This is a genomic window from Pseudonocardia cypriaca (genome assembly GCF_006717045.1).
Taxonomy (GTDB): Bacteria; Actinomycetota; Actinomycetes; order Mycobacteriales; family Pseudonocardiaceae; genus Pseudonocardia; species Pseudonocardia cypriaca.
On record NZ_VFPH01000001.1, the window covers coordinates 792581 to 806210 of the forward strand.

Annotated in this window: 12 protein-coding genes; 5 read left to right on the forward strand and 7 right to left on the reverse strand. The window is 72.1% G+C overall.

Annotation, left to right across the window (positions count from 1 at the left end; genetic code table 11):
• Positions 1–255: 255 nt before the first annotated feature.
• The 4 genes from FB388_RS03740 to FB388_RS03755 all read right to left on the reverse strand — a co-directional run bounded on the left by FB388_RS03740 (position 256) and on the right by FB388_RS03755 (position 3067).
• A complete protein-coding gene (locus tag FB388_RS03740; RefSeq protein ID WP_142096902.1) occupies positions 256–699 on the reverse strand; it encodes a hypothetical protein in 444 nt (147 codons plus the stop codon).
• Between the two features lie 43 nt (positions 700–742).
• Positions 743–1453 (reverse strand): HD domain-containing protein, encoded by a 711-nt coding sequence (locus FB388_RS03745; protein ID WP_142096905.1) that lies wholly within the window; start codon positions 1451–1453, stop codon positions 743–745.
• A gap of 211 nt (positions 1454–1664) precedes the next feature.
• The gene (locus FB388_RS03750; protein ID WP_142096907.1) at positions 1665–2027 is read right to left on the reverse strand and encodes a hypothetical protein; all 363 of its coding nucleotides are present in this window, start codon (positions 2025–2027) and stop codon (positions 1665–1667) included.
• A gap of 92 nt (positions 2028–2119) precedes the next feature.
• A complete protein-coding gene (locus FB388_RS03755; protein ID WP_246121573.1) occupies positions 2120–3067 on the reverse strand; it encodes an aminoglycoside phosphotransferase family protein in 948 nt (315 codons plus the stop codon).
• A gap of 129 nt (positions 3068–3196) precedes the next feature.
• Here FB388_RS03755 and FB388_RS03760 point away from each other — a divergent pair, with 129 nt between their 5' ends.
• Positions 3197–4357: a serine hydrolase domain-containing protein gene (locus tag FB388_RS03760; RefSeq protein ID WP_170225463.1), complete on the forward strand. Its 1161-nt coding sequence runs from the start codon at positions 3197–3199 to the stop codon at positions 4355–4357.
• A gap of 16 nt (positions 4358–4373) precedes the next feature.
• Here FB388_RS03760 and FB388_RS03765 read toward each other — a convergent pair whose 3' ends face one another.
• On the reverse strand, positions 4374–6953 hold the full coding sequence (locus FB388_RS03765; RefSeq protein WP_142096913.1) for an alpha-L-rhamnosidase: 2580 nt from the start codon (positions 6951–6953) through the stop codon (positions 4374–4376).
• Positions 6954–7047: 94 nt separating this feature from the next.
• On the opposite strand from FB388_RS03765, the gene FB388_RS03770 reads away from it, so the two are divergent.
• Both FB388_RS03770 and FB388_RS03775 read left to right on the forward strand, forming a co-directional pair.
• A complete protein-coding gene (locus FB388_RS03770; RefSeq protein ID WP_142096916.1) occupies positions 7048–7884 on the forward strand; it encodes an NAD-dependent epimerase/dehydratase family protein in 837 nt (278 codons plus the stop codon).
• Entirely contained in the window at positions 7881–9365 is a 1485-nt protein-coding gene (locus tag FB388_RS03775; RefSeq protein WP_211361750.1) for a DUF5060 domain-containing protein, read from the forward strand. Before FB388_RS03770 ends, FB388_RS03775 begins: the two co-directional genes overlap by 4 nt.
• 22 nt (positions 9366–9387) lie before the next feature.
• Here FB388_RS03775 and FB388_RS03780 read toward each other — a convergent pair whose 3' ends face one another.
• On the reverse strand, positions 9388–10869 hold the full coding sequence (locus FB388_RS03780; RefSeq protein ID WP_142096921.1) for an MFS transporter: 1482 nt from the start codon (positions 10867–10869) through the stop codon (positions 9388–9390).
• A 104-nt stretch (positions 10870–10973) separates the two neighbouring features.
• On the opposite strand from FB388_RS03780, the gene FB388_RS03785 reads away from it, so the two are divergent.
• Complete coding sequence (locus FB388_RS03785) at positions 10974–11819, forward strand: helix-turn-helix transcriptional regulator (protein WP_142096924.1); 846 nt, start codon at positions 10974–10976, stop codon at positions 11817–11819.
• On the opposite strand, the gene FB388_RS03790 is transcribed toward FB388_RS03785, so the two are convergent.
• Positions 11801–12655, reverse strand: a complete 855-nt coding sequence (locus FB388_RS03790) for an oxidoreductase (protein ID WP_142096926.1) — start codon at positions 12653–12655, stop codon at positions 11801–11803. The genes FB388_RS03785 and FB388_RS03790 overlap by 19 nt on opposite strands.
• A 101-nt stretch (positions 12656–12756) precedes the next feature.
• Here FB388_RS03790 and FB388_RS03795 point away from each other — a divergent pair, with 101 nt between their 5' ends.
• Positions 12757–13608, forward strand: a complete 852-nt coding sequence (locus FB388_RS03795) for a helix-turn-helix transcriptional regulator (RefSeq protein ID WP_246121578.1) — start codon at positions 12757–12759, stop codon at positions 13606–13608.
• Positions 13609–13630 lie beyond the last annotated feature (22 nt).

Below are 13630 nucleotides of genomic sequence, written 5' to 3' on the forward strand. Positions count from 1 at the left end.
CGGTTCGCGACCTGCACCTATCGCCTGGTCGAGCCGCGCAGGCTGGAGCCGGTCCCGGGAACCCTCACCCTCAGCGATGTGCCCGAGGCCGATCGGTCGCTGTTCTTCGACTTCGACCGCGACGTACCTCTGAGCGGGCAGGACGCCGACCGGCAGATCAGCGTGGGCGTGCTGCTGGACATCACCGTGCCGTGACCACCCAACGGCTCGCGAGGGGCGCAGAGCGGGGGCCATGCGATGTAGGAGAGTCGCGTGTCATGCGAAGGCGACCGCGGCTATCCACCACATCACTGCGCCGTGCGCACTGATCAGTGCGACCCGGATCCAGTGCGTGACGAGCAGTCGCTGCAGCAGCAGACGGTCCGACCGGACGGACAGGCGGAACTGCAGCGGCGCCCAGTACGCCGCGGTCGCGGCCGCCATGGTGACTGGAATGGCCAAGGCCAGCCACACCATCGATGCCGCTACCCCGTCGGGCGGCCATCCGACGAGCAGCGCTGAGCCCACGATACCCAAGCCGTGTGGCACGAAGGCCGTCTCGAGAAGTCGCCGCTTGTGGGCTTCGTGATAGGCGCGCCATTCGCGCTCGCCGACCAGTGCCCACACGGGATAGACCACGCGCTGCGTCAGCCAGATGACCCCGACGTTGAACATCGCCACTGCCAGTGTTCCCAGCACCACTATTTCGCGCGCGTCCACTGCGCCTTCCCCGGTCGACGTCTACGTCGGCTGATGCCCGCCGTCAGTGTTCTTCGCGTGTGGTCGAGTGCGACGGAAGTCCGGTTGACGGTCGGTAGCCGTCGTAGTCGTGCCAGCTGGGAGGTGAGGTCATCAGCTGTTCCCAGGTGGGCCAGGTTGCCTGGGTTCTCTGGCGGACGAGCTCGCCCGTCATGGTGTACGGCGGAGCCTTGTGCGGCTTGTCGAGTGCCTGACCGACGATCGTGTCGTAGAGCACCGCCGTGGTGTGCAGGCGCGGCAGCGCTGCATGGACCTGGTTGGCGTAGCCGGCCGGGAGGGGAGCGGACCCGGCGGGGCTGAGGTCGTATCCGGCACCGGCGCTGACCAGAGCGATCTCGGGCCGCTTGCGCACGGCGATGTCGTGGTGGAGGTGCAGCGCTACCGCGTCCCAGACGATCTCGACCCGGTCGGGTGAGAGCCCCTGGTCGGTGAGGAAGCCGGCAGCCAGGTCGGCGCCGTCGAGATCGAAGGACTGATCGCCGTTGCCCTGGCCACTGAGCCCGGCATCGTGCAACACGCTGCCCAGGAACAGCAGCTCGTCGTCGTAGTCGTGATCGGGTCGCAGACCCTGCTGCTCGCCGAGGAAGCGACCGTAGAGATAGGTCCGCATGCTGTGGTTGAAGATCGCCGGTTCCTCGATGTCCCGAGCGAAGCGGATGGCGTTGCCCGTCAGCTCGGTCCGGGGAAACGGCAGTTCCTGGTATGTGTCGGTCACATCAGCTTCCTTCGAATTGCGATCTTCCGTGGTGGGAGCAGCGCGCCGAATCCCGGAATGGCGGCCTGCCACCGCGCGCCGGACGAGAAGGATTCTCCAACCTTCAGCGCGACTGAACCCTACCAGGCAAGCTTCAGTGGCACTGAAGGTGTCATCGTTGGAAGATCACGCCCGCTACGACGTCGGGCGACAGAACCGCTCGTCCGACCTCCTAGGGAACGAGGACGATCGAGTTGATCGGCGTCAGGTCCTTGTTCACGAACGTCTGCGGGCCCATGAAGCCCTGGCAGTCACCGGTGCCGTTGAAGCCGGTGCAGGTGCGCGCCTTCGCGCCGTCCACCTGGTTGTTCGAGACGATGTGGATCCCGAACTGGTTCTCCAGGTTGTGGGCGCCGTAGCTGAAGAAGGCGTGGGACGGGCGGCCCTCGTTGAACCCGGCGCCCTCCGGGTAGATGCACACGGCGCCTGCCGGGCAGCCCTCCCACGTCTCGACGGCCTGGGCGCTGGTGGCTCCCGCCATCATCAGCGCACCCGTGGCGACCGAGACCGCGGCGAGCCTCCGGAACCTGTTCATGATCATTGCTGTCCTCCCCCGAGGAACTGTTGTGACACCGGAGACACGGGGGACAGCGACAGCGGGTTCATACTCGGGACCGGCTGCGCTCCTCACCCGCGAACGGTCGCCTCGTCCTCGAGGAGGCGGTCGAGCGTGCGCCGGCCCAGTTCGCTCATGCTCGGGTTGCTGTCGAGGTAGTACCAGACGAGCCCCATCGCCTGCGCGAACGCCCACGCCTTGCCGCGCTCCCACTCGAGGTCGTCGCACCCGAGTTGGGTGCGGAGCAGCGGGCGGACGCCCGCGTCGAGCAGGTGCCAGGCGCCGACGAGGTCGAGGGCCGGGTCGGCAGGCGTCAGGCCGCCGACGTCGAGCACGCCGGCCAGTCGCCCGCCGGACACCAGCACGTTCCCGGGGACGAGGTCCCCGTGGTTCATGACGTCCGGGGCGGCGCGTGGCAGCTCGCGGAGGCGGCCCCAGAGCCGGCGCAGCCGGGGGACGTCGAGCAGGTGCGCGCTGTGCCGGAAACAGGTCTCCATCCACGCGTCCTGGGAGCGCAGGTCGCCACCCCGGCCGTGCCCCGGGAACGTCCGGCCCCGGGTGTCGATGCCGCGGACGTCGGCGATGAGCTCGGCCAGATCGTGGGCGAACCCGGCCGACGCGCCGCCGTCCTCGGCGGTGGCGGTCGCCCCGGGCAGCCAGGTCTGCACCGACCACGGGAGCGGGTAGCCCTGCCCCGGCCGGCCCAGCGCCACCGGCGCGGGCACCGGGAACCGGGTGTGGCGGCCCAGCTCGCGCGCGGCGTCCGCTTCGGCGACGAGCGTCCGCCGCGTCTCGTCGACGTCGCCGGGCCGGAGCGGGAACCGCGCCACGAGCCGGTCACCGATCCGGAAGATCGCGTTGACCGTGCCCTCGGAGTTCACCGCCGTGATCGGCAGCAGCGCCCACTCGGGGAACTGCTCGTGGACCAGCGCGCGGACCGTCTCGGGCGAGACGGCCAGCTGGTCGGTGTGCATCGATCGGCGCGCGGCCGCGCCGGGTGCGCCATCCCTGCTGATCACCGAGCCATCATCCGAGCATCTCCTGGGGCCCGGCCAGCGCATTGCAGAACACGAGGTCGGGCAGGCCCCACTGCGGCCCGGGGGCGCGCCGTATCGTCCGACGGGCGTCGCCGCCCCAACCTGATGACCATGCAGATCTTGCGCTGGACGGCAGCTGCGATGGTCGTCACCGTGGCCGCCTGCGGCGTGGGCGTGGAGGCCGGCGACGGCCCAGATCAGGCCGCACTCCAACGGGGCGCCGATGCCATCCGCGACCTCGGTGTCACCGGCGTCCACGCCCGCCTGGTCACCGAGGGCGGCGAGCACATCGTCGTGACCAGCGGCGTCACCGACACCACGAGCAACGAGGAGGTGGACCCCGATGGGTACTTCCGGATCGGCAGCGACACCAAACCCTTCGTGGCCACCGTGGTGCTGCAGCTGGTGGGCGAGGGCGCGCTCTCCTTGGACGACGCCGTCGAGCGGCACCTTCCCGGCGTGGTTACCGGCAACGGCAACGACGGCAACGCCATCACGGTCCGCCACCTCCTGCAGCACACCAGCGGCATCCACGACGACGACCCCGGCCACGACACGCCCCAGCCGTATCTCGAGCGCCGCTTCCACCCCTTCCCGCCGGAGGAGCTGGTCGCCCGGGCCATGAGGCACCCGCCCGACTTCGCGCCGGGAACGGCGTGGGCGTACAGCAACACCGGCTACCTCCTGCTCGGCATGATCGTCGAGCGCCTCACCGGGCACCCCTGGTACGAGGAGGCCGATGCGCGGATCCTGCAGCCACTGGAGCTGGAGCAGACGGTCTGGCCGGGTGCGGATCCCCGCCTCCCCGAGCCGCACGCACGGGGCTACCAGCGGTTCGCGCCGGAGGGCCCGCTGTGGGACGTCACGGAGCTCGTCGAGGCGAACGCCGCCCACGGCATGGTCTCCACCACGGCCGACCTCAACCGGTTCTACCGCTCCCTCCTCGACGGCACCCTCCTCGGCTCTGCGCAGCTGGCGCAGGCCCAGCAGACCGTCCCGGTGAACGAGGAGGTGGAGCAGGTCTGGCCGGGTGGCCGCTACGGGTTGGGCCTGCGCGCGCGGCCGCTGTCGTGCGGCGGCGTCTACTGGGGCCACAGCGGCGGCGTGACCGGCTACATCACCGAGGGCGGCGTGACACCCGACGGCGCCCGCAGCGTCATCGTCTCCATGTCCAGCGCGCTGGCCGGCTCGGCCGAGAGCGCCATCCACCAGCAGCAGGCCGCCGACCGGCTCGTCGACGACGCTCTGTGCGGGGGCCGGCAGCGCGAATGACCCCTCCGAGGAGGGATCACGACGTCCCGGCGGCGATCGTGACCGTGTGGCGGTGCTTGCCGGGGCCCAGTGCGTGCGGTGGCTCGCCGTCGAGGTCCAGCACGCCGGTGGTGCCGGTCGGCAGCTCCGTGTCGACGGTGAGCGTGCCGTCGACCAGCTCCCAGCTGATGCCCACCATCCCGTACGGCGACCGGTGCCGGGCCGCGGCGCGGGTGAGGCCGCCGCCCGGCCGCGGCGCGAAGCGCACCTCGCAGTAGCCGGGGGCGAGGGGCGCGAGGCCCGCGACCACCCGGTGCAGCCAGTCGGCCACCGCGCCGAGGGCGTAGTGGTTGAACGAGGTCATCGAGCCCGGGTTGACGCGGCCGTCGGGCAGGAGGCTGTCCCAGCGCTCCCAGATCGTGGTGGCGCCCTGCGTCACCGGGTAGAGCCACGACGGGCACTCCCGTCCGAGCAGCAGGTCGTAGGCGGTGGCCAGCTCGCCGGTGGAGCTCAAGGCGTCGGTGACGAGCGGGGTGCCGACGAAGCCGGTCGCGATCCGGTTCCCGGCCGCGGCCACCAGCTCGGCCAGGCGGGCCCCCGCGGCGGCGCGGGCGTCCTCGGAGGGCAGCAGGTCGAAGCCGATGGCCAGGGAGTAGGCGGTCTGGGAGTCGCTGACCATCCGCCCATCCGGCAGCACGTACGCCGCGCAGAACGCCTCTCCGACGGCGTCCGCGAGCTTCTCGTAGTGGGCGGCGTCCTCCTCCCGGCCGAGCACGGTGGCCATCCGCGCCACCGCGCGGCTCGACGCCGCGAAGTAGGCGGTGGCGACGAGGTACTTGTCGGTCTGCCCGGCGGCCGGGTCGTCCGGGGGCGCCGACGGGTCGAGCCAGTCGCCGAGCTGGAAGCCGCTGTCCCAGAGGTGGTCCTCGCCCGCCAGCCGGTCGACGAGGTCGACCCAGGCCCTGGCGGAGCCGTACTGGGCCTCCAGCAGCCCGGAGTCGCCGGTGCGCTCGTAGAGCACCCACGGCGTCAGCGTGGCGACGTCGCCCCACGCGGCGCCCGGCCGGATCGGCGTCCACACCTCGTGGGCCGGGATCACCGGCACGTACCACGGCACGGTGCCGTCGGGCAGCTGCTCGGCCGCGACGTCCTGCAGCCACGAGGAGAGCATCCCGGTCACGTCGAAGAGGAACGCGGCCGTCGGCGCGAAGACCTGCAGGTCGCCGGTCCAACCGACCCGCTCGTCACGCTGCGGGCAGTCGGTGGGGATGTCGACGAAGTTCCCGCGCATGCTCCACACGACGTTCTCGTGCAGCCGCTCCAGCAGGGGGTCGGAGCAGGTGAACCAGCCGGTGCGCTCCAGGTCGGAATGGAGGACGCGCGCGATCGCGTCGAGGTCGGCAGGCCCCTCGACCTCGGCGTACCGGAAGCCGTGGAAGGTGAACCGCGGCTCCCACTCCTCGCCACCGGGTCGCCCGGCGAGGACGTAGGTGTCGGTGGACCGCGCGTCGCGCAGCGGTCGCTGGTACAGCTCGCCGTCCTGCAGCACCTCGGCGGTGCGGATCACCACCTTCGCGCCGCGTTCGCCGTGCACCCGGATCCGGAGTCGTCCGACCAGGTTCTGCCCGAAGTCGAGCACCCGCTTACCGCTCGGCGTGGTCAGCACGGCGACGGGTGCGATCTCCTCCGTGCACCGCACGGGCGGGCCGGTCGGGGCGACGAGGGTGGCCGGGTCGCGGTCGCGGACGGCGACGGGCGTCCAGCCCGCGGGGTCGAGACCGGGGCTCGACCAGCCGGGTCGCTCGTCGCGGGCGTCGTAGTCCTCGCCGTCGTAGTTGCCCGTGCGGACGATCGGACCGGTCGCGGCGAGCCAGTCGGCATCGGTGGCGACTGTCTGCGTGCGGCCGTCGGCGTACCGGATCTCCAGCTGGGCGATGAGGGAGAGGTCGGAGCCGAACAGGTTGCGGAACCCGCCACGCCAGCCGAGCCGCCCGCGGTACCAGCCGTCGCCGAGCCAGCCGCCGATCACGTTCTCCCCGGCGCGGAGCAGGCCCGTGACGTCGTAGGTGTAGTAGCGCAGCCGCTTCGGATAGACGGTCCAGCCCGGTGAGAGGACGTCGTCGCCGACGCGGGTGCCGTTGATCTCCAGCTCGTAGAGGCCGTGCGCGCTGGCGTAGACGCGCGCGCTCACGATGCCGCCGGTGACGTCGAAGGCGCGGCGCACGAGCGCGGGGCGCCGGTCGTCGGAGTCGAGGTCCTCCGGCCACGCGCCGCCGACCGGGCGGGCCACCCAGCCGGACGGCTCGAGCAGCCCCGTCTCGATCTCCGTCTCCGGGCTCCACATCGACCAGGACCGGTCGGTGCCCTGCACCCGGACCCGGACGGTGGCGCGCTCCCGGGAGGCGAGCGGTTCCTCCGGCCACGGCACCAGGATCTGCTCGGCCGAGAGCACCACGTGCGTGCGGGCGATGGATCGCCGGACGATCTCGATCTCGTATCCTGCTTGGTGCCACCCGTCCGGTGCGGGGGTAGTCCACGAGAGCCGGGGACGCGGCTCCCCAATTCCGAAGGGTTCCCGGTGGTGCTCGACGGCGGGACGGGACGGCGTGAACGCCAAGGGGCACCTCGCGCGGGTTGAGACGATTCAACGGATACTAGCCGTCCAAGATCCCCTTGTTGACACGTTTCAAGGCGCCGTCGAGGATCGGTGCATGCGCATCGCGATCACGGGGAGCAACGGCAAGATCGGGCGCGCCACCACCGCGCGGCTCCTCGCCGACGGCCACGAGGTGGTCGGCTTCGACCTCGACGGACCGCGCGGCCCCGGCTTCACCCGCGTCGACCTGCGCGACTACGGCCAGGCCCTCGACGCGCTCCTCGGCGTGACCGCCCGCCACGACGGCGTCGACGCGCTCGTCCACCTCGCCGCGATCCCCGTCAACGGGCTCGTCCCGGACGCCACCACGTTCCACCACAACATGGCGGTCTCGTTCAACGTGCTGTTCGGCGCCCACCGGGCCGGGATCAAGAAGATCGTCTACGCCTCCAGCATCATCGCGATGGGGTTCCCGTTCGAGGAGCCGCCGCCCTACCTCCCGCTCGACGAGGGCTACACGGCCGCGAACAACACCTACGGCCTGGTGAAGGTCATGGAAGAGACGATGGTCGGCCAGCTCGTGCGCTGGGACCCGCAGCTCTCGGTCACCGCGTTGCGCTTCACGAACGTCGTCGGTGAGAACGAGTACGGGTCGTTCGAGCGAGCGGGCGAGCTGGACTACCGCCGCGAGCTGCTCGGCTCCTACGTCGACGCGCGCGACGCCGCGCTCGCGGTCTCGCTCGCGGTGGAGAAGGCCCCTCCCGGCTTCGAGGCCTACGCCATCGCCGCATCGGACACCGGCCTGACCATCCCGTCCGCGCAGCTCGCGGCGGCGTGGTTCCCGGGCGTGCCGCTGCGCAAGGAGCTCGGGGAGTTCGAGACCCTCCTGTCGATCGACAAGGCAGCGACGCGGCTGGGATACGTGCCCCGGCACCTGTGGAGAGACCGTTGATCGAGCGGTGGGGCGTGTTCGAGGCACGCTTCCCCGGCTCGGAGGCCGCCGCCGTCGAGGCCCGTTTCACGCACGGCGACCGCGCGGTGCGCGTCCCCGGCTTCTACGACGGCGACGGCACGCACGTCGTCCGGTTCTCGCCCGACGCCGAGGGGGAGTGGTCGTACTCGACGACGTCCGGAGACGCCGAGCTCGACGGCCGGACCGGAACCTTCGAGGTCGGACCGCCCTCGCCGAGGAACCACGGGCCGGTCGGCGTCGCCGGCACCTTCCACTTCGCCTACGCCGACGGCACGCCGTACCGGCCGGTCGGCACCACCGTCTACAACTGGGCGCACCAGCCGGAGGACCACTACCGCGAGACGCTGGAGTCGGTGGCCGCGGCAGGCTTCACCAAGCTGCGCTTCCTCGTGTTCCCGCAGGGCGGCAACCACGTCGGGCACGTGCCGGACGCGTTCCCGTTCGCGAGGGACGGCGACCGGTGGGACGTCTCGCGGATCGACGCGGCGTTCTTCCGGCGGATCGACCGCGCCGTGCGCGACCTGCTCGACGTCGGTGTGCAGGCCGACGTGATCCTCTTCCACCCCTACGACGGCGGACGGTTCGGCCTCGACGGCCTCACCGCCGAACAGGACGAGGTCTACCTGCGGCATCTCGTCGCTCGCCTCTCGGCGTACCGGAACGTGTGGTGGTCGCTCGCGAACGAGTACGACATCCTCGACCGCCCCGACGAGCGCTGGGACGGTGTGTTCCGCACGCTCCGGGACGCCGATCCGCACACGCGGCTGCGCTCGATCCACAACTGGATCCGCCTGTACGACCACAACAAGCCGTGGGTCACGCACGTGTCGCTGCAGAACGGGTCGGCCGTGGCCGACTTCGGCCGGGCCCTGCTCTACCGCGACACCTACCGCAGGCCGATCGTGCTCGACGAGATCAAGTACGAGGGTGACACCGCCGAGCGGTGGGGCAACCTGTCGGCCCGCGAGCTGGTGCACCGCTTCTGGATCGCCACCGTGAGCGGCACCTACGCGAGCCACGGCGAGAGCTACCTCGTCGACGGCGGCACGCTCTCGATCGTGGCCGGCGGCCGGTTCCGGGGCGAGAGCCCGCCCCGGCTGGCGTTCCTGCGCCGGATCCTGGAGGAGGTCGACGGCGCCGGCCTCGACCCGATCGACAAGTGGGACGACCCCACCAACACCGCCGGGATCCCGCGGCAGGTCTACCTGCAGTACCTGGGCCTCGACGCCCCGCCGACCTGGACGTTCCGCCTGCCCCAGGGCGTGGTGGGCGAGCGGCTGCAGGTGGGCGACCGGTTCGCCGTCGACGTGATCGACACCTGGAACACGACGGTGGAGCCGGTCGGCCGCGAGTTCACGCTCACCTCCGTGGAGCGCAACGACGCCTGGGCCGACGGGGAGCCCGTCGCGCTCCCGGCCGGCGAGGCGCTGGCGCTGCGGATCCGGAGGATCGACGGCTGATCGACGTCGACCGACCGCCCCGTCAGCGCTCCATCATCGAGGGCACCGGCGGCGCTGTCGGCGACCCGGACAGCCAGCGGAGCGCGAGTGCCCCGAGTGCGACGTGCAGCAGGGCGGCCGCTGCGGCGGCCACGTGCAGGCCGGTGACGAAGGCCGTCTTCGCTTCCTCGACCGTCGCGGATGCGAGGCCGGGGAGCTGGAGCGTCTCGTCGAGGGTGGCCGCGACGTCGGGTCCCTGCAGCCGGAAGACCAGTGCGGCGAGGGAGCCGAGGAGCGCGATGCCGAGGGCGTTGCCGATCTCGTTGCTGGTCTCCGCGATCGCGCCCGCCGAGCCGGCCCGTTCGATGGGGACCGCGCCGACGGCGGTGTCGGCGACGACCGCGAAGGAGATGCCGTAGCCGACTCCCGCGACGGCCGTGGACGCGACGTACCAGCCGATCCCGCCCGTCACCGAGACGGGGAGCAGGAACAGGAGACCGGCCGCGATCGAGGCGTGGCAGACGATGAGCGCGGTCCGCTTGCCGATGCGGTCGACCACGACCGGCGTGACGATGCAGCTGGTGGTGAGCACCGCGGCGCCGGGGATCGCGAGGAGCGCGGCGTCCAGGACCGGCAAGCCGAGCACGGACTGCAGGTAGATCCCCGACAGGTACGCGGTCGCCGACCACGCGGCCAACGGCAGCAGTCCGGTGATGACCGCCACCGTGAACACGCGGTCGCGGAAGAGCGAGAACTCCATCAGCGGGTGCGCGAGGTGCCGCTGCCGGCGCGCGAACCAGACCAGCAGCACGAGGCCCGCGATGCCCACGGCGACCGCGGTCACCGACAGGCCTTCTGCGGCGGCGTGCTTGAGGCCGTAGATCGTGAGCAGCAGGCCGGCCGTGGAGAGCACGACGCCGGCCGCGTCGACGCGCCCGGGGCGGGTCGCGCGCACCTCGCGGAGCAGGACCGGTGCGAGGACGAGGAACACGGCGATCACGGGAAGGTTGATCAGGAAGACCGAACCCCACCACAGCCGCTCCAGCAGGACGCCGCCGAGGATCGGGCCGATGGCGAACCCGGCCGCGAACGCCGCGGCGAAGATGCCGATCGCCTGCGCCCGTCGTCGCGGGTCGGGGAACAGCTCGCTCAGCACGGCCAGCGCCGACGGCAGGAGCGTCGCGCCGGCCACCCCCATCAGCGCCCGCGCTGCGACGAGGAGCTCCGGGCTCGGCGCGAACGCCGCTCCCGTCGAGCCGATGCCGAAGACTGCCGCGCCGATCATGAGCAGCTTCAGCCGGCCGTACCGGTCGCCGATGTTGCCGAACGCGATCAGCAGGGAGCCGACGGCGAAGCCGTAGATGTCGAGGATCCACAAGGCCTGGTCGGCCGTGGGGGTGAGGGCCTGGCTGATCCGGGGCATCGCCAGGAACAGGATCGAGCCGTCCATGGACACCAGCAGCACGGGCCCGAGGATCACCGAGAGCCCGAGCCAGGACCGCAGGCCGGGGGAGTCGTGAGTCATGTGGGCGACGGTCCGGCCGGCTGCGCGCGACAGCCATCCCCGTGCTGTGGGTAGACCCAGCAGGTGCACCCATCGGCGTGCTTCGGCGGCTTAGCCTCGATGTCGTGGAGAGCCTGGGAGCGTTCCTCAAGAGCCGTCGTGACCGCGTCACGCCGGCTCGGATCGGCCTTCCCACGTACGGGACCGCCCGCCGGGTCCCCGGCCTGCGACGTGAGGAGCTCGCCCAGCTCGCGGGCATGAGCGCGGGGTACTACACGCGGCTGGAGCAGGGCCAGGCCGAGACCGCCTCCGAGCAGGTCCTCGACGCTCTCGCGCGGGTTCTGCAGCTCGACGAGATCGAGACCGTCCACCTGCACAACCTCGCTCGGCAACCCGCCGGCAGGGGGCTCTCCGAACCGCCCCGCGAGGAACCCCACCCGCGGGTCCTCGCGCTGCTGGAGTCCCTCGGTGACACGACGCCTGCGATCGTGCTGGGCAGGCGGGGCGACGTGCTCGCCTGGAACCGCGCCGGTCACGCGCTCAAGGCCGAGCACGTCGCCTTCGACGCGCCGGCCGACCCGGCACACCGGCCGTCGATCCCGCGGATGTTCTTCCTCGACCCGCTCACCCGCGACATGCACCGCAACTGGGACGAGGTCGCGAACGCCCACGTCGCGTTCCTCCGGCTCACGGCCGGCCGGTACCCCACGGACGCGCGGCTGGCCGAACTGATCGGGGAGCTCACGATGGGCAGCGACGAGTTCGCGACGATGTGGGCGGCCGGGGACGTCGCCGACTGCACCGTCGGGACGATGGACCTGCAACACCCCACGATCGGCGCCGTGAGCGTCGCGTACCAGGTGTGGCTCCAGCCCGACAGCCCCGACCACCGGCTCGAGATCTACACCCCGAACGATGCGAGCTCCGCCGACGCCCTGCGGCTACTGGCGTATCAGAGCCGTTCCGGGTAGTCGACGCCGCGGGTGAGGTCCCGCCACTCGTCGAAGCCGGCCCGCAGGGAGTCCAGCCTGGCCGATGCGATGTCGTAGGCGGCCCTGCCGAGCAGCAGCCGCAGCGGTGGCTGCGCCGCCCCGACCGCCGTGATGATCGCGTCGGCGGCGCGGGCCGGGTCCCCCGGCTGGTGCCCGTAGGTGGCCAGGGTCGTCGCGCGGCGGGCGCCCGCGGTGTCGGCGTAGTCGTCGATGTGTACCGGGGACTGCTGCATGGAGGGGCCCGACCAGTTGGTGCGGAACGCGGCGGGTTCGACGATCGTGACCCCGATGCCCAACGGGGCGACCTCGGCCGCGAGGGACTCGGAGAGACCCTCCACCGCGAACTTGGTGGCGTGGTAGTAGCCGGTGGCCCCGAACGCGACCAGCCCTCCGAGGGACGAGACGTTCACGATGTGGCCGCTGCGCCGCCCGCGCATGCCCGGCAGCACGGCGCGGGTGAGGTCGACCAGCCCGAAGACGTTGGTGTCGAACAGGGCGCGGACCTCCTGGTCCTGGCCCTCCTCGATCGCGGCGAGGTAGCCGTACCCGGCGTTGTTGACCAGGACGTCGATCCGGCCGAACGTGGCCTCGGCCTGCTCGACGACCTCCGCGATCCGGCCGGCGTCGGTGACGTCGAGCTCGAGGGCGAGCGCCCGGTCCTCGTGGCCTGCGACGACGTCGGCCACCTGCTCCGGCCGGCGGGCGGTGACGACCGCCTTCCAGCCGCGTTCGAGGACGGCACGGGCGAGCTCCCGGCCCAGGCCGGTCGAGCAGCCCGTGATGAGCCAGACGGGGGTGTCGTCGTCGGTTGTCATGACCCCAGGGTTCGGCCGGGCGGGGCGATCAGCCAGGCGTCCCGTCTTCGTGGGAACAGCGGTACCAGGACGGTCCGCCGGTCGTGGCGCAGACTGGGGGCGTGGCTGGTGACGGGGCGACGTCGGAGTTCGGGCAGGCGGTGCGGCGCTGGCGCGACCGGGCCTCCCCGGCCGCCGCCGGGCTCCCCGGCGGCCGGTACCGCCGCGCGGCCGGGTTGCGCCGGGAGGAGCTGGCCCAGCTGGCCGGGATCTCCGTCGACTACGTCACCCGGCTCGAGCAGGGCCGCGCCTCCAACCCGTCGGCGCAGGTCGTCGACGCACTGGCCAGGGCCCTGCGCCTGTCCGGCACCGAGCGCGCCCACCTGTTCCGGCTGGCCGGGCTCGTCCCGCCGGGACCGCAGACCGTGCCGACGCACATCACCCCGAGCGTCCAGCGGATGCTGGACCGGATGGCCGGTACACCGGTGGCGGTCTACGACGCGTCCTGGAACCTGCTGGCGGCCAACCCGGCGTACGCGGCGCTGATGGGCGACCCGGCGGCCTGGCGCGGCAACGAGCGCAACGGCGTGTGGCGGTACTTCTTCGGCCTGAGCAGGCGGGTCCGGCACACCCCCGAGGCCGAGGGGCCGTTCGCGACGGCGTTCGTCGCCGACCTGCGCGCCGCCGCCGCCCGGTATCCGGCCGACCAGGCGCTGCGGCGGCTGGTCGCGGAGCTGCGCGCCGACAGCGCCCGGTTCGCCGAGCTGTGGGACACCGGTGCCGTCGGGTCCCACGAGGCGTCGCACAAGACCATCGACCACCCCCACGTCGGCCCCGTGACGCTGGACTGCGACATCCTGACCGTCGCCGGCTGCGACCTGCGCGTGATGATCTACACCGCCGAACCCGGCACCGAGGACGCCGAGCGCCTGGCGCTCGTCACGGTGCTCGGCACCCAGACGCTCGTCGGGTAGGCGGCGGCACGCTCGCCTGCGC

Excerpts from the sequence above, each read along its gene's own strand:
- FB388_RS03790 (WP_142096926.1), bottom strand. The coding sequence starts at position 12,655 with ATGACAACCGACGACGACACCCCCGTCTGGCTCATCACGGGCTGCTCG.
- FB388_RS03750 (WP_142096907.1), bottom strand. The coding sequence starts at position 2,027 with ATGAACAGGTTCCGGAGGCTCGCCGCGGTCTCGGTCGCCACGGGTGCG.
- FB388_RS03770 (WP_142096916.1), top strand. The coding sequence starts at position 7,048 with ATGCGCATCGCGATCACGGGGAGCAACGGCAAGATCGGGCGCGCCACC.
- FB388_RS03780 (WP_142096921.1), bottom strand. The coding sequence starts at position 10,869 with ATGACTCACGACTCCCCCGGCCTGCGGTCCTGGCTCGGGCTCTCGGTG.
- FB388_RS03760 (WP_170225463.1), top strand. The coding sequence starts at position 3,197 with ATGCAGATCTTGCGCTGGACGGCAGCTGCGATGGTCGTCACCGTGGCC.